At 40.1% G+C, this 16,197-nt stretch carries 17 protein-coding genes and 2 pseudogenes; 2 read left to right on the top strand and 17 right to left on the bottom strand.

The genetic code is table 11. The annotated features are described in order from the left end of the window. Nucleotides 1-4 precede the first annotated feature (4 nt). From MUO15_RS02770 to prsW, 17 genes are all read right to left on the bottom strand, one after another. Nucleotides 5-799 carry a heptaprenyl diphosphate synthase component 1 gene (locus MUO15_RS02770; protein ID WP_245033259.1) on the bottom strand — a complete coding sequence of 265 codons (795 nt, stop codon included), beginning with the start codon at nucleotides 797-799 and terminating at the stop codon, nucleotides 5-7. Between the two features lie 109 nt (nucleotides 800-908). Further along, on the bottom strand, nucleotides 909-1,133 hold the full coding sequence (gene mtrB, locus MUO15_RS02765; protein ID WP_245033258.1) for a trp RNA-binding attenuation protein MtrB: 225 nt from the start codon (nucleotides 1,131-1,133) through the stop codon (nucleotides 909-911). A gap of 276 nt (nucleotides 1,134-1,409) precedes the next feature. Further along, a complete protein-coding gene (locus MUO15_RS02760; RefSeq protein ID WP_244753201.1) occupies nucleotides 1,410-1,682 on the bottom strand; it encodes an HU family DNA-binding protein in 273 nt (90 codons plus the stop codon). A gap of 358 nt (nucleotides 1,683-2,040) precedes the next feature. After that, nucleotides 2,041-3,519, bottom strand: a complete 1,479-nt coding sequence (gene spoIVA, locus MUO15_RS02755; RefSeq protein WP_245033257.1) for a stage IV sporulation protein A — start codon at nucleotides 3,517-3,519, stop codon at nucleotides 2,041-2,043. 250 nt (nucleotides 3,520-3,769) lie between these two features. Beyond that, nucleotides 3,770-4,495 (bottom strand): hypothetical protein, encoded by a 726-nt coding sequence (locus tag MUO15_RS02750; protein ID WP_245033256.1) that lies wholly within the window; start codon nucleotides 4,493-4,495, stop codon nucleotides 3,770-3,772. Nucleotides 4,496-4,517: 22 nt separating this feature from the next. Next, nucleotides 4,518-4,715: a DUF2768 domain-containing protein gene (locus tag MUO15_RS02745; RefSeq protein WP_245033255.1), complete on the bottom strand. Its 198-nt coding sequence runs from the start codon at nucleotides 4,713-4,715 to the stop codon at nucleotides 4,518-4,520. Nucleotides 4,716-4,913: 198 nt separating this feature from the next. After that, a complete protein-coding gene (locus tag MUO15_RS02740) occupies nucleotides 4,914-5,171 on the bottom strand; it encodes a stage VI sporulation protein F (protein WP_245033254.1) in 258 nt (85 codons plus the stop codon). Nucleotides 5,172-5,230: 59 nt separating this feature from the next. Continuing rightward, nucleotides 5,231-6,271 carry an NAD(P)H-dependent glycerol-3-phosphate dehydrogenase gene (locus MUO15_RS02735; RefSeq protein ID WP_245033253.1) on the bottom strand — a complete coding sequence of 347 codons (1,041 nt, stop codon included), beginning with the start codon at nucleotides 6,269-6,271 and terminating at the stop codon, nucleotides 5,231-5,233. Nucleotides 6,272-6,291: 20 nt separating this feature from the next. Beyond that, the gene (der, locus tag MUO15_RS02730; protein ID WP_245033252.1) at nucleotides 6,292-7,602 is read right to left on the bottom strand and encodes a ribosome biogenesis GTPase Der; all 1,311 of its coding nucleotides are present in this window, start codon (nucleotides 7,600-7,602) and stop codon (nucleotides 6,292-6,294) included. 174 nt (nucleotides 7,603-7,776) lie between these two features. Then, nucleotides 7,777-8,373: a YphA family membrane protein gene (locus tag MUO15_RS02725; protein ID WP_245033251.1), complete on the bottom strand. Its 597-nt coding sequence runs from the start codon at nucleotides 8,371-8,373 to the stop codon at nucleotides 7,777-7,779. 223 nt (nucleotides 8,374-8,596) lie between these two features. Beyond that, nucleotides 8,597-9,739 (bottom strand): 30S ribosomal protein S1, encoded by a 1,143-nt coding sequence (gene rpsA / locus MUO15_RS02720; RefSeq protein ID WP_245033250.1) that lies wholly within the window; start codon nucleotides 9,737-9,739, stop codon nucleotides 8,597-8,599. Nucleotides 9,740-9,822: 83 nt separating this feature from the next. Next, the gene (locus MUO15_RS02715; RefSeq protein WP_245033249.1) at nucleotides 9,823-10,422 is read right to left on the bottom strand and encodes a lysophospholipid acyltransferase family protein; all 600 of its coding nucleotides are present in this window, start codon (nucleotides 10,420-10,422) and stop codon (nucleotides 9,823-9,825) included. Nucleotides 10,423-10,424: 2 nt separating this feature from the next. Continuing rightward, the gene (gene cmk, locus MUO15_RS02710; protein ID WP_245033248.1) at nucleotides 10,425-11,114 is read right to left on the bottom strand and encodes a (d)CMP kinase; all 690 of its coding nucleotides are present in this window, start codon (nucleotides 11,112-11,114) and stop codon (nucleotides 10,425-10,427) included. A gap of 163 nt (nucleotides 11,115-11,277) precedes the next feature. After that, nucleotides 11,278-11,949: a flagellar brake protein gene (locus MUO15_RS02705; protein ID WP_245033247.1), complete on the bottom strand. Its 672-nt coding sequence runs from the start codon at nucleotides 11,947-11,949 to the stop codon at nucleotides 11,278-11,280. A 147-nt stretch (nucleotides 11,950-12,096) separates the two neighbouring features. Further along, nucleotides 12,097-13,437, bottom strand: coding sequence for a germination protein YpeB (ypeB, locus tag MUO15_RS02700; RefSeq protein WP_245033246.1), 1,341 nt, complete (start codon nucleotides 13,435-13,437; stop codon nucleotides 12,097-12,099). Between the two features lie 12 nt (nucleotides 13,438-13,449). After that, the gene (gene sleB / locus MUO15_RS02695) at nucleotides 13,450-14,283 is read right to left on the bottom strand and encodes a spore cortex-lytic enzyme (RefSeq protein ID WP_245033245.1); all 834 of its coding nucleotides are present in this window, start codon (nucleotides 14,281-14,283) and stop codon (nucleotides 13,450-13,452) included. A 163-nt stretch (nucleotides 14,284-14,446) separates the two neighbouring features. Continuing rightward, complete coding sequence (gene prsW / locus MUO15_RS02690; RefSeq protein ID WP_245033244.1) at nucleotides 14,447-15,112, bottom strand: glutamic-type intramembrane protease PrsW; 666 nt, start codon at nucleotides 15,110-15,112, stop codon at nucleotides 14,447-14,449. A gap of 93 nt (nucleotides 15,113-15,205) precedes the next feature. On the opposite strand from prsW, the pseudogene MUO15_RS22065 reads away from it, so the two are divergent. Together MUO15_RS22065 and MUO15_RS22060 are read left to right on the top strand one after the other, a co-directional pair. After that, nucleotides 15,206-15,718 (top strand): annotated as a pseudogene (locus MUO15_RS22065) (asparaginase); the annotation flags it as partial. Nucleotides 15,719-15,850: 132 nt separating this feature from the next. Beyond that, a pseudogene (locus MUO15_RS22060) lies at nucleotides 15,851-16,176 on the top strand (hypothetical protein). Nucleotides 16,177-16,197 lie beyond the last annotated feature (21 nt).

Genomic DNA, 16,197 nt, shown 5'->3' with positions numbered 1-16,197 from the left:
CGTTTTACCCTTCCTCTACGATAGGTTTCTCATAAAACTTGTCATGGATAGCCATATGGATATAAGACTTTAGCCATTTGAAATGAATCGGTAATTGAGAAACAGTAGCCTCTAAACGAGTAATATGTTTCTGCAACATTTGCTCTAAGCTCAACATAACCTGGGTGCTAGTTTCAAGCGAACCCGGTTTTCTCACTAGAAGGTCAATAACAGGTGAAAATTTACCCTCTTGATAACTCGTTTTTTCATCAATTAGTCTTTTCGCGAGCAGCCATTCGCCAGCCATATCATTGATGGTCGTCTTCTGGACGTAGGTAGCCACACGTTGAATGAGCAATGACTCAATTTTTTTAAGTGAAGCTAAAAATTCTTGAAAGGAATCCACATCTTTATAATATAACTCCATTTTCAACTCGTTGATTTCCTTAATTGCTCCGGCAAGTGTCCGTATCATAGGAATATCGTCGAGCTTTGAAAGCAAATAATAATACAAACCGCTATAATAATCCCCTGCGAGTACAGTAAGCTGGCGTGTTCGAATGGTTTCTTTCTCATCGTCTTCATCAGTTAATGTGACCAGGTCGTGAGTATCAAGGGCTATTTGAACGAGCATCGTTGTGATCACATACTGTTCCCTTTTAACAGGAGATAGTGTGGTATGATCCATTATTGAAGACAAGATAACAAGCTTGTCTTCATCAATAATTGGCTCGGGGATAAACTTCGCCAAAAAAGGGTGGCGAACTTGGGAGGCTATCTTTTGTTTGAGTTGTTGTATATTCATTTCTGATGTGTTCACCTTTTATCACCTAGTCCCTTTCATAAACACGAATAAAGTCATACCCATTATAGCATATATCTATGTCCGAAGCCTTTTATATGTATTATAAAGTCATAAGCAGAGCAAATTACTCTGCTTCTGTCGTCATTTCTCCGTGCCGTGTTTGAATGACAGCCTTGCCACGAACTTTAACTGCAGATGTATGCTCAGTGAACTGGGCAATCATCACTTCTCCCCGATCAAGTTTTTCAGAATGATGAAAGCGTGTGTCTGTTCCTCTGGTCAAACCTATCACGTTCACACCGTCTTCTTGTGCTTTGATTACAAAAAAATCATTTTCGGATGTTGCCATCAGTCTATCCCCTTTCTAGTCTTACTCTCTTTTACCCCTTATATTATGCCAAAAATCGAAGCTTTTTACTAGCAGAGACGTATTGTAAACACGTTTAAAGGGATTCCAGCTAAGTTCTCCAATGCTGAACTGACTCGCTTCCTGCCAGCCTGAGGAGCGCACTGCTGATGATCAAGTGTTTGGGCGCCGACGCTAAATATCAAAGCTGGATCTTATCGCTTTTCGCTATTAAAAAAGGGTGCTAAAATTAGCACCCTTTCGGCCCTATGTAGCTATTTATTTAACAGCGTCTTTTAGGGCTTTACCTGGTTTGAAAGCTGGAACTTTACTTGCAGAGATTTCGATCTCCTCACCAGTCTGTGGGTTACGGCCTTTACGTGCCGCACGTTCACGTACTTCGAAGTTACCGAATCCGATAAGCTGTACTTTCTCACCATCTTGTAGTGATCCCATGATAGATTCGAATACAGAGTCAACTGCTTGAGTTGCATCTTTTTTAGAAAGCTCTGCCTTTTCTGATACAGCATTAATTAGATCAGTTTTGTTCATGACATTCACCTCCTCCCAAGAAGGTTGGTCTCTTTCAAGTGAAACAACTTTCACTTAAAATGCTTATTTAACAGTCATCTTTGATGACAAGCCTTATATTAAACGAGTTTGCCGTATAATTCAATAGAGAATCGTCGATAAATCGCTTAGCGAAGCGATTTTCCTGATTTTTTATCAAGATTTTATAGACATTTTCATTAAATCTCTCGTTACAATAAAAACCTTCTAAACCTTATTATATCAAGGTTTTAGAAGGTTTATCCTTAGATTATCATCTATTAATAAAGGTTTGAGTCACAAATACTTCATACAGGATAATTTTTTAGCAAAAAAATTAAAACGGCCCTGTTAGGAGCCGTTATAAAATGATTGCAATCATTCCGCCAGAGCCTTCATTAATGATTCTCTCCAACGTATCTTTTAGTTTATACCTGGCATTCTCCGGCATTAGAGATAGCTTAGCTTGAATACCTTCTCTTACGATTGAGCTTAACGATCTGCCGAAGATATCCGAGTTCCATATGGAGAGTGGGTCCTCTTCAAAGTCCTGCATTAGATAGCGTACAAGCTCTTCACTTTGCTTCTCTGTGCCAATAATTGGAGAAAACTCTGATTGAACATCGACTTTCACCATATGGATCGATGGGGCTACCGCTTTCAGCCTTACACCAAACCTTGAGCCTTGTCTAATGATTTCCGGTTCATCAAGTTCCATATCCTCTAAAGTAGGCGCTGCAATGCCATAACCGGTTTGTTTAACCATTTGCAGGGCATCAGCAACTTGATCATACTCCCTTTTTGCATGGGCAAAGTCTTGCATAATTTCAAGGAGATGATCTTTTCCTCTAATTTCTTCACCCACAATTTCCTTTAACACATGATCATACAGATATTCTGGCGCCTGCAGATCAATCTCAGCGACCCCTTCACCAAGATCCATGCCGGAAATGTGTGCTCCGGTAATATGTTCATATTGATCAAAATTCCCAATCACGTCATCTACATCCCGCAATCGTTTAATGTCCTGCACCGTTTCTTCAATTGCGTTTTGCAAATTATTACGCAGCCAGTGTCTAGAGTCAAGAACCATTACCCAGCTAGGAAGATTAACATTGACTTCTAACACTGGGAATTCAAACAATGCCTCACGCAATACGTTTTGCACATCCTGTTCACGCATACTTTCTACAGATAAAGCAAGAACAGGGATGTCATATTTCTCCGCAAGTTCTTGTCTGAGCCTCTCCGTGCTTTCATTGTGAGGTTGTGCAGAGTTTATGACCATGATAAATGGTTTTCCAACTTCTCGAAGTTCAGTGACGATTTTTTCTTCAGATGCGACGTAATCTTCACGGGCGATTTCGCCGATCGTACCATCCGTTGTCACGACAACTCCGATCGTTGAATGTTCCTGAATGACTTTATGTGTACCGATCTCTGCGGCTTCATGAAAAGGAATCGCCTCTTCATACCATGGTGTATGAACCATTCGCGGCCCGTGTTCATCTTCATAGCCAATTGCGCCATCTACAGCATAACCGACACAGTCTACCATTCTTACTCGGATGTCTAAATGCTCATCAATACTTATACTGGCTGCTTGATTGGGTACAAATTTTGGCTCCGTCGTCATAATTGTTTTCCCTGCTGCACTCTGTGGCAGTTCGTCAAGAGCACGCTCTCTTTCCGACTCTTCCTTCATATTCGGGATGACAACAAGTTCCATGAATTTTTTAATAAACGTCGATTTTCCTGTCCGTACTGCGCCCACTACCCCTAAATAAATATCTCCATTCGTCCGTTTGGAAATATCGCTAAAGATATCTACTTTCTCCAAAGGATCCCCTCCCAGATAAAATTTCATCGTCATACAAGCCTGGACACTCTCATTCTATGACTGGTTCCTAGTGGATTATGCCAGATATTTAGAAGTTATCTTCATTTATTAAAAAATTAGAGAAGAAGCATGTACACTAATGCAGGGATATTAGAAGCTAGAAAGCCTGCCGTTAACTGTGGGGCATCTTAAAAAAGCAATAAAGCGATGAACTTAAACGACCACTACTATCCCAGCAGTGGTCGTTTAGTTATGAAGGGAGCTCAGACATAAAGATAGGCTCACCGTCCAATATTGTATAAGGTACAGAATAAGCAGGGGAAAATGGCGTGTAATCTGTTAGTAAATAACGAATGTCATCCCCTGTCTGATAACTATGTTCTTTTGTACGTATATATTCATACAAGTCTTTTCTGTAGTCAATCAACAGCTTCCCTTGGTCATTAATATAGATAGGCAGCATCTGTTGAGAATATGGGCTGTCTACCGTCGGTGCCTCTTCTAAGCCAACAGCTCCATAATCAATACTGTAAACCCCTTTTGCAATTTGTTCATTAAAAGGCGGATACTTATTTTCCTGTTGATAAAATTCTACCTTAAGCTGCAAAGAGCGAAGTGCTTCTGCTGTACGTAAGTCAACAAGCTTCACCGTAGGATTATCTTCAGGTGTTATAATCGTATATTCGTAATGACCTCCATTTATAAACGCCGTTCCTGGGGGTTCACCAATAAGCCCTTTTTGCTTAAGTTTACTAAAATCAATCGGATACTTTAAGAAAATAGGCGTATCTTGATCCTTCGTTTTAATTGGTAATAACCCCGATTCCTGTTGTTTGTATTGGTCAACAGCCTTTTGTATGGCGTCTAACTGGGCTTGGTTTGGCATCTTATTCTTTTCTAACTGGGCTTCCGGGTATAAACATCCTGTTAATACCAGAGCGACCAGAGGTAAGGTAAGCAGCTTTAGAAACTTCATGTTGTTTTCCTCCTTCCACCTGTTAGGACGTCGGACCGCTAAATACAATGTACATAATCACAATACCACCGAAGATCATAAATAAATAAGCGAAAATACCTACTATAATAGAGAATAACCCTTTTAACTTATACCTGCTTAAGTAAATTAATCCTATTGCAACAAATAACGAAAGGATTCCTGCAAAAGATATGTACATCTTTAACATAGACAAAGACATGATTCTTCCTCCTAAACACGTTGGCACTCGGTGGTATTATATCACAGGTTGTCCAATTAGCGGGTGATAAAAAAAATTCCGGAGCTTGATAAGCCCCGGTTGACTAAATAATTCCCTATCAGCTCTTACATAATAAATACTACGGGTTATTGTATGCGTCTTAGCAAGGGACCGCCTCCTAAAAGCGCCTACATATTACTATCCTTTTAAAAATTTACTTAGCGTATTCATATCGAGAGGCATGTTTTGCTTGACAATTGCCTCTACGATTTTATCTTCCTTTTGCTTTGATACAGGTTTCCCTGCAATCGTTGCTAACTGCTTGACTAATTGACGAACTGTTTTTTCATCTGTAAAATCGGCATGTTGTACGGAATCCGCCACTTTATAAACCTCATCTGGATTAATGTTTGCCTTTTGTAAATGATCGAAAATATTCTTCTGAAAACCGCTCATTGTATTGACCTCCTCGTGCAATTGTTTCTTGGTAGTATATGCACGAGGGCAGTGATGTGTTAGTTATTCATTTGGTCATCTAAAATGTTCGTTAAGTCTTCCATTTCATGACGACGAATTCTCGTCATGAGTTGTGTAACAACATCTTTTGGATTAGCTTCTTCAAATAGGATTTGATAAATACCAGCCGTAATCGGCATATCCACTTCTTGTGTCTTTGAAAGCTGGTAGGCTGCTTTTGCTGTTCGTACACCTTCCACAACCATCCCCATATCCTCAAGCACCTCATCTAATTTGGTACCTTGTCCCAGTTTATAACCAGCGCGCCAGTTTCGGCTATGAGAACTCGTACATGTTACAATCAAGTCGCCAATTCCCGTAAGTCCTGAGAATGTCAGTGGATTCGCACCCATTGACGTCCCGAGCCTTGCGATTTCCGCGAGTCCTCTTGTGATGAGCGCAGCCTTCGCGTTGTCACCGAACCCTAAACCATCAGAAATCCCCGCACCAAGGGCGATAATATTTTTCAACGCACCTCCAAGCTCTACACCTACTAGATCTGGTGAGGTGTAGACTCTAAACTGTTCATTAATAAACAAGTCTTGCACGGTTGAAGCAACACTCAAGTCCTTAGCCGACACAGTAACTGTTGTTGGGTGTTTAAGACTAACTTCTTCAGCATGGCTTGGGCCGGAAAGAACGACAATATCTGTATACAATTTTTCAGGTATTTCTTCTGCAATGATTTCAGATACACGCTTATATGTCTCAGGCTCGATTCCTTTTGAAGCATGTGTAATTGTTACCTTGTTGTTCAAATGCGGGATAAGCTCTTGACACACCTCACGGATGGCTTTCGTTGGCACCACAAGGATAATGTGTTCTGTATCAGCCAAAACAGTCGATAACTCAGAATGGGCTGTTACATTGTTTGGAATCATAATATCCTTTAAATATTTTTCATTTTTATGTGTGCGGTTCATTTCCTCTGCATGAGAGGCACGATGTGTCCAAAGGTGAACATCATGACCATTATCTCCTAAGACGATAGCAAGCGCTGTCCCCCAGCTCCCTGCCCCTAAAACAGCAACTTTCTCCATGATCAAATTCTCCTCTCGAATTAACTTCTTTTCCTAGCAAAGATCTTAATTGGAGTTCCTTCAAAGCCGAATGCTTCACGAATACGGTTTTCTAAAAAGCGTTCATAAGTGAAATGCATTAATTCCGGTTCATTAACAAATACAACAAAACTTGGCGGTTTAACAGCTACTTGAGTAGCGTAAAATATTTTGAGCTTTTGTCCCTTGATTGAAGGAGCTGGATTCATAGCTAATGCATCCATAATAACTTCATTCAATATACTTGATTGGACTCGTTTGGCGTGGTTTTCACTTGCTTCAAGCACCTTAGGGAACAGCGTGTGTGTCCGCTTCTTAGTCTTAGCCGATAAGAAAACAATCGGAGCATAGTCTAAAAAACGGAAATTTGAGCGAATATCATCCTCAAACTCCTTCATCGTTTTCTCATCCGTCTCGACGGTATCCCATTTATTCACAACAATAACGACCGCCTTGCCCGCCTCATGCGCGTAACCAGCGATTTTCTTATCCTGCTCCTGAATACCTGCTTCTGCATCAATAAGGGACAACACCACATCAGATCTCTCAATCGCTTTTAACGCTCGCATAATGCTGTATTTTTCCGTAGCTTCATAAACTTTCCCGCGTTTACGCATTCCTGCTGTATCAATAATAACAAAGTCCTGATCATCCTTCGTAAAAGGTGTGTCAGTAGCGTCACGAGTCGTCCCAGCAATCTCACTAACGATGACTCGTTCTTGTCCTAACAGGGCATTAACAAGGGAGGATTTCCCTACATTAGGACGCCCGATCAGACTAAAGCGAATCGTCTCATCATCTTCCTCTTCCTGAACCAACTCTGGAAAATGCTTAACGGCAGCGTCTAGCAAATCTCCAAGTCCTAAACCATGTGTGCCCGATATTGGGTAAGGTTCACCAAATCCTAAAGAATAGAATTCATAAATATTTTCCCTCATTTCAGGGTTGTCAACCTTATTCACCGCAAGCACAACCGGTTTATTTGATTTAAATAAAAGTTTAGCCACTTCTTCATCTGCCCCTGTAATCCCATCACGGCCGTTGACCATAAAAATAATGACATCCGCTTCATCGATCGCTACCTGAGCTTGGGCACGCATTTGTACAAGCAGGGGTTCGTCCCCCAGTTCAATGCCCCCTGTATCAACCACATTAAAGCGAGTTGTTAGCCATTCAGCTTCTGCATAGATTCGATCACGCGTTACACCAGGAGTATCTTCAACAATTGAGATCCTATCCCCCACTAACCGGTTAAAAATGGTTGACTTTCCTACATTAGGTCGTCCGACAATTGCGATGACTGATTTTCTCATGAAAGGGTCATCCTTTCTTTTATTCTAATTTTAGTATAATATCATTTATTCTTTACAAAAAAATACTGCTCTTGAATGGAGGAGCACTGAGCTTCGATCCATAAGAACAGCATAAATCACCTAACTTTACTATAGTAGCAAATTCTTTTTGAATATACAATCGCTTTCTTACGATCATGCATAGATCCCTCGTTTATTGCGTTGCTGCCGTTTCATTTTTAATAAGGAACGATTGACACGATAAATCCCTTGAAAGAGAAACAAAAGAATGATCCCTTTACTTATCCAAATGTTCATTTCAACAAGACTTATATATTCTGATGTTTGATAATACGTAAGCGCTATAGTAGACCAGACTGTGCCTAGAGTGTTAACTAAAATCCATAGACCGATTTGACTAAAGAATGAAAGCCCCATTTTTTGAACAATGAAAATGATGCCGATGATCGTCCACTCAATAGCCGGAAATAAAGACCACACAGGATTTACGATGAGAAACAACTGTACTCCTGCAGTTAATAAACTAAACGCAAATGGCAAAACGTGAAACCAAAAACGTTTCTGCTCCAACCAAAAATATAGCCCAAACATAGAGACCAGCCCCAGTACTATGTAGGTAAATAAATCATGTTTGTTCATTAAATAAGAGAAAATGACCATTTGAAAAATAATGTACAAAACGAAGACATCTCTTTTGTACACATTTTTTTCTATAAAAAAGCACACGAGAATCATCATGACCCATGCATACCAATAGTAGGTGACTGCCATTGTTGCCTCTCCTCCTCAAATTCTATTATGGCTGTTTGAAGAAGAGCTTAAACTTACTATTAAAAAAGCTTATGACACTTTTGTCATAAGCTTCTCTTCCAGAGAACGATATAAGGAGGGGAACTCTATTCAAGAGTTCCCCTCCTTTCGCACTGAGTTGGGATGATGATAATTCGAGCATGTAATGTACAGGTTCAGAGCTTTTTCCAAACCTGCTGTCTTCCTATTTTTTGTATTTATCTAGTTGATCACCAATCATATCGCTAAGAGAAAAACCGGAGTTATCTTCTTCCTTTTGGTACTGTTTCATGTCTTCACGACTTTGGTCACGTTCAAGCTCCTTCATGCTTAATGAAAGACGCTTTGCCTCTTCATCGACATCAAGGACCTTCACGCTGACGGTTTGTCCTTCTTCAAGAACCTCACCTGGTGTCCCAATGTGACGATTGGAAATCTGAGAAATGTGAACAAGCCCCTCTACCCCTGGAAACACCTCAACGAAGGCACCAAAGCTAACAAGCCTTCTTACTGTACCTTCAAGAACTTCACCTTGATTGACACGATTTGCGACATCATGCCATGGACCAGGCTGTGTTGCTTTAAGGGATAGTGAAATTCTTTCATTATCGCGGTCGACTGAAAGAACTTTTACATTAACGGTTTGTCCTTCCTCTACTACATCAGAAGATTTCTCCACGTGTTCGTGAGAAAGTTGTGAGATATGGACAAGACCATCAATACCGCCTAAATTGACAAAAGCACCAAAATCAGTCAATCTTTGCACAGTACCTTCGATAACTTGCCCTTCCTCAAGAGACTGGAGCACTTCTTGTTTCTTAGTAGACTCCTCTGCTTCCACAACAGCACGGTGTGAAAGAATCACCCGGTTTTGTTCACGGTCAAGCTCAACAACCTTCAAGCTGAGGCTTTTTCCTTTATATTCCTCAAAATCCTCGACGTAATAGGTTTCTACTAAGGAAGCAGGGATGAAGCCACGGAGACCAATATCAACGACTAGTCCACCTTTAACGACGTCTTTTACTTCTGCTTCAAAGATTTCCCCGCTATCAAACTTAGCTTCAAGATCCTGCCATGCTTGATCTGCATCTACTGCTCGCTTGGATAGTACGATTTCATCATCTTCTACTTTTTTAACCTGCAGAGTTAATTCGTCTCCTTCGTGTACGACATCGGAAGCTTTTTCTACGTGCAGACTGGATAATTCACTAATGGGTACGATCCCTTCCACTTTATATCCAACATCTACAAGGACTTGTTTTTCTTCAATCTTTACGACTTTACCAGTCACGGTATCCCCTGCAGAAAATTCTTTCATTCCTGATACTTCATGGTTCATTTCATCCATACAAAGCTACCTCCTTCAATTTCCGACACAACCAAAATACAGATATGCCCTTTTGTCTAACTTCTAATATTTGGAGTCGTTTGTCAAGTGATTACGCTTTTTTCACTATGAAATTCTTGCAATTGTCTGATTTCTTCCATAATCCGGTCTGTAACCACCTGGGCAGATGCTTTTTGCTCTCGATAGCCAGTCATATCAATCGGCTTCCCATAAACAACTTTAAGCGGCTTAAACTTTTCATAAGGTCCAATAATCGCGCAGGGTACAATTGCTGCTTCGGATCTTAGTGCAAAGAAACCGGCTCCGGCTAATCCTTTTCCGATCTCTCCGTTTTTTTGGCGTGATCCTTCAGGGAACAATCCTAATACATGGTTTTCCTTAAGGATACCAAGCCCTTTTCTCAGCGCGTTACGATCGCGCATGCCCCGTTTAATTGGAAAAGCGTTAATGCTCTTCATTAATTTCTCTAAAAAACGATTTTTAAAAAGCTCCTCTTTTGCTAAGAAATAGACATCCCGCTGATTGGTAATTCCAACAACAGGAGGGTCAACATTAGAAATATGATTAGCACAAATAATGACTGGACCATCTTTTGGTATATTTTCTTTTCCGGTCACTTTGATCCGGTATAACGGATAAAAAATAAGACTACAGACCAGTTTCCCCAATTTGTATAAGTTCACACTTATCCCTCCCTCATTTCTTTCTGGTGAACGATCGTAACGATCTTGTTGACGACCTCTTCTATAGAAAGAGAGGTAGTATCCACTTCTATCGCATCCTTTGCTTTCACTAAAGGAGCTGTTTCACGTTTTGAATCAATTTCATCACGTTTTCTAATTTCCATTTTAAGCTGCTCAAGATCAGAATCAAAACCCTTTTCGGTGTTTTCTTTATGACGGCGTTCTGCTCTTTCCTCAACAGAAGCAATCATAAAAATCTTCACTTCTGCATCTGGGATAACATGTGTACCAATATCTCTACCATCCATGACCACACCACGTTCTTTTACAAGTTCCTGCTGTCTTTTAACCATTTCTTCCCGCACTTTACGATGCTTAGCAACGAAAGACACATGGCTTGTCACTTCATTTGTACGGATATCAAGGGATACATCTTCCCCATCTAAGAAGACGTGCTGACCATCCTCTCTTTGTGTTAGCTCAATATCAGTTTCTCGCAATAAATCACCCAGTTGGCCCCCATTGTCAAGGTCAATTTCCTTTGTTATTGCTTTTAGAGTTAGAGAGCGATACATGGCTCCTGTATCTATGTAAATATAAGACAACTGGTGTGCAACACGTTTAGCTACCGTACTTTTGCCAGCTGCCGCCGGGCCGTCAATGGCTATTGCCAAAGCTTTTGTTCGTTTCATAAAAGTTCCTCCAATTTCCCAGTTCAACATACGAAAGCGCACCTGCTAAAGAGTAAGCGCGCTTATATCATACGTATTTGAATACGAGTGCTACCTACGTAATCACTTTAATTATTCCTATAAAGAATAACAAATTTCTGATGCTAATTCCATAATAATATAATTAATTCAGTTTACGTTTCCTCATATACATTTGCTGTTCAAAACAGTATTGAATAATGGACTGGCGATGCTTTTCAGTGATCTCGACAAATTCGGCTGACGCACCCACACGGATATTATTTCCCAATGTACCAATCCTGATGATTTTTGCATTTGTTTCAACATAACGATATTCTCCAGAATTCATCGGTAAAACTAAGGTGATTTCAACTTCCTGGTTCTGTGTTAATTCATGACTTTGCGGAAGCAGGATAGCCACACCTCCCCCGCTGAGATCCTTGGTTACGCTTGTAAAACCCATCATTGACCGATCTATTCCACATACCGCCACATCCAATGACGACTCTACACGCACATACTTTCTTCTTTGAATACGTACAAGTTTCTTACGTCTCGGGAATGTTAGAACAAGCACTGGGATATTCATTTTCTTTCTTGCTACCACTTCCGTCTCAAATCGGTAAACGGATTCATCTTCCCCAACAAAACTTGCGTAAAATTCAGTACCTTCAAAGAAAAATGCTGTTTTCCCCGTATCCATCTTGATAGGGTAATCAATGTAAATATAATCTTCTGTATCATCCACAAGTTTACATTTATACCGTTCTGGTTCATCTTGGCTATGCTTATACAATTCTAATGTGATGGGAGCCCCAACTTTTATCAAACCCATCGCCGCCTCTCTTTATGGCTATAGTATTATATATTATTACAAATTTTGCTTCAAAAAGGAAGGCGGCCGGCATTTTGAATTACAAATACTAATTACTAAAGACACAAAATTATAAAAAGCCGCTCATTAAAAAGCGGCTTTTTATAATTAAATTGTAGGCTCATATTTAGTTTCTACGGAATGAAGAATTTCTACTTTTTCTTCTGTTCCGTCCCAGGCATTTATAAATATGCGATACGTTTCATCATCCATTGTTGTTAAAAACTCATAGCACAGAACTTGTTCTTCTGATTCATTTTCAATAACAGACAAATGCTGCTCCTGAATCTCTAAATTCGGATTAACCATTTCACGTGCTTCCTCTTCTGAAATGGTCGGCTCTTTAATAGCTTCATCATCATGGTGACTGAAATAATCAATCGAGGTCATACCTAACAAGTCTCCATTGTCCAGTGCGATTTTCATTTGTACAGAGTCAGGATAGTGTCTGATTCCATCTTTACTATAGACAAACCGATATACACCGACATGTTCATACTGACTGCTTTCGACAAGTTCAACGTCAGTTAAATCGATGCCTTCTAAATAAGATTTCGCCTTATTAGACCCTTCATACAAACTAATCTTAGGCTCTTTAACAGCTCTGCTGACCATGACTGTTAATGGATGACCACCTTTTTTGGACAAATCAATATAGCCATTTGTATCACCTTTTTGATAAGAAGCGGTGATCGTTTCAATGTTTGCTCCCTCTCCTGATGTGGTCATTGTTAAATCGGATTTCTTTGCACCTTTTAACCACTGAGTGGCTATTTCTTTTGCTTGCTCTTTGTTAATCTCTTCTCCTTGAATTTTATTTAATTCTTCTTCTGACCCTGACGTTGCAATTCCTGTTTCCATATTCGTTTCGTGATAATCTTCCATCGATTTCTCAACCGTTTTAAATCCATTAATGATCGTGTTATCACCATTCTCATCACTTGTAGCTAAAGCGAGTTGAACATCCATCCAGCGCAAGTTTTCACTTAATACCATGCTTTGAACTTGACGAAGTTCGTCTTTAATTTCCCCTGATTGCTTATAGAGAGCTTCAAGACCTTTAATCTCCTCTTCTGTTAACGGTTTATCTTCCAAGTTCCTAACAGCAGTATTGTAGGAGAACTCACCAATGTTATATAAAAATTCTTCCGTCTTATTAAATGGAAGCAATGTTAATGGCAGCTGCCCCACATTGGATTTGGCTTCTGATGTAAGTCTCCAAATCTCAGCTAACTGTGGAGATATCTGCTGTCTCGTATTCATAGCTAAGGTAGCGCCAATTTTATCATGCAGTAAATCCATATCATAGGTAAGTTCGTGGAACGCACGTTGATAGTTATTCTCTGCCTGTAAAAGAATGGCGTTTTTTTCCTGATTCTCTTTATAACCAAATACTCCAAGACCAATAATAGCTAGAGCTAGAACTGTAATTGTAATCCAGCGAAACATGTTGCCCACCTCCTATTTACAGAATATATGTTTTCCAATTTTTTTAATTTGCGGACGTGTCCAAATCCAATCCGATGTAGCGGTATTGGGATTAAAATAGTACAAAGCTTGACCCGAAGGATCCCACCCGTTAATCGCATCAATTACAGCACGTTTAGCTGACTCATCCGGAGTTAACCATATTTGACCATCACTAACGGCAGTAAAGGCACGAGGCTCAAATATAACTCCAGAAACCGAGTTCGGGAATGAGGCACTTTCGACACGATTTAAAATAACGGCTGCCACGGCCACTTTGCCGATATACGGTTCGCCGCGTGCTTCTCCGTTAACGGCGTTAGCCATGAGCTGGATATCATTTTGTGAATAACCGCCAGGTACATTAACAGCAGTAGGTTCCTGTGGAGGAGAAGATTGCTGTTGTTGCTGTTGTTGCTGAGGTTGTTGCTGCTCTGTCTGTTGCTCTGTCGGCGTACCTCCATAATGAGTAAAATCATTGCCTTGTCTTATTTGCTTTTTTACATATCCTTTGTCATAATCACTAGCTTCAACCAACTTCTCTTTCACTTTGGGACCAGCCAATCCGTCAACTTTCATGCCAAATTCATATTGAAAATTACGTAAAGCCCAGTAGGTTCCCCATCCAAAAACCCCATCTATTTCTCCGTTATAGTAACCTATATATTGGAGACGGGATTGCAGTTCAATTACATCATCACCAACAGCCCCATGCTGAATGACTTGGTTCGAGAAAGCTTGAACTGGTTTAGGATCATTCAACACTGAAAAAGGTTGAATGAATAATACAAACGCCAGGCAAAATATAGCCGTTTTTTTCCAAATCATCTTACTTCCACCCCTGACCATTACATATATTTGTAGCGTTAGTTTTTATCAAAGTTGCTACATTATACATGTCAAACTTAGAATAGTATTTGTTGTCAATTCAATCATAGGATTCCATTATCTACTGGCAAATAAAAAAGCCTCCCTTTTATATGCAGGAGACCTATTCATTCCTAACCTTTTTCATCAGTTGTTCGTGGTGTCGATTGGCTACGTTAATTTTTCTTACACCGACCATCCACAAAATGATCATAAATGGAATGACATAGTATAGCCATTCATTTGTAACGACGAAATACCCGTAAAAACTATGCAGCATGAATGGAATCATGAAGGCTAGAAAGATATGGGTTTTCCTATGATCGGAAGAAAACTTCGCCTTTCCCATGTAAAAGCCCATCAACACGCCAAAAAGACCATGTGAAGAGACGGGGAAGATCGCTCGAAAAAAAGCAAATTCGATGCCGTTTGCAAATAAGTAGATAATATTCTCTAAGGTAGCAAACCCTAGGCTAATCGCCACACCGTATATAATTCCATCATAGTGATGATCAAAAGATGTATGTCGAAAAATCATGAACATAAATACGAACCACTTAAAAAACTCTTCTAATAATCCAGCTAAAAATACTGATTTTAATAATGGAGTTTGAAAGAAGCCTTCACTTTCAAAAGCGTATTGAATAAACATCAGCGGAAAAACTAGAAGAGCTCCTAAAATAAACATCCGGAAAATTAAAGGTAAGGGCTCAAGTTCTATTCTTTTACTAAGATAAATGAATGTCATAATTGCAATAGCAGGAGCTATCGCCACTGTTAAAATGGCCATATTTAATCAGCCCTCTCTCTTTCTTTCCACCTCAATTCATCGTATCATGAAGAAGAAAGAAAAGGAATATGTAACGATAGGCAGGTGACTGGCATGAAACGTATTTTGATCATACATACAGGTGGAACTATTTCTATGAAGGAAAACAAACAAACAGGAGAGGTAAATACGGACGAAGATCATCCGTTGGAAGAAATCTCTTCCTTTTTGTCAGGAACGACTGTAATTGAAGATGAATTTCTATTTCACCTTCCCTCACCACACATCCGCCCCGACCACATGCTGAAGCTAGGACGGTTCATCCATGAAAAACTTGCAAAGGCTCTATTCGACGGGATAGTCATTACACATGGGACAGATACTTTGGAAGAAACAGCATTCTTCCTTGACCTGTTTCTACAAACAAGAAAACCGGTCATTGTAACAGGGGCCATGCGGTCAAGTAATGAAATAGGTTCAGACGGATTATATAATTTATTGAGCGCCATTCGTGTAGCCAGTTGTGATGAGGCACAGGACAAAGGTGTGCTGGTCGTTATGAATGACGAAATCCATACAGCACGTAACGTTACTAAAACATCAACGAGTAATGTAGCGACCTTTCAAAGCCCACAATATGGTCCTATAGGGATTACGACAAAAAGGGATGTCTTTTTCCATCATAAAACAACAAGTCATGATTCCTACCCCATTCAACAGATTAGTAAGAACGTCTCCTTGATTAAGGCCTACGCCGGTATGGATGGAATGCTTATTGATGCTGTACGAAATAGCGGGGTGGATGGCATAGTGATTGAGGCACTCGGACAAGGGAACCTGCCCCAGAGACCGTCCAATCGATTAAAACAACCATTCAAGCGGGTATTCCTATTGTATTAGTCTCAAGGTGTTATCAAGGCATTGTACAGGACACATATAGTTACGAAGGCGGAGGTCGTCAGCTTAGAGAACTGGGTGTCATTTTTGCTAATGGCCTTACTGGACCTAAAGCACGTATCAAGTTGATGATCGCCCTTGAAATGACTAGTAATCCAATTGAGCTCTCACCGATGTTCAGTTACTAACAGGAAAACTTGATGGATCCA

The sequence above is a fragment of the Halobacillus amylolyticus genome (assembly GCF_022921115.1).
Classification (GTDB): domain Bacteria; phylum Bacillota; class Bacilli; order Bacillales; family Halobacillaceae; genus Halobacillus_A; species Halobacillus_A amylolyticus.
The sequence above is the reverse complement of the archived record's forward strand: the minus strand, read 5'-3'. Positions and strand labels throughout refer to the sequence as shown.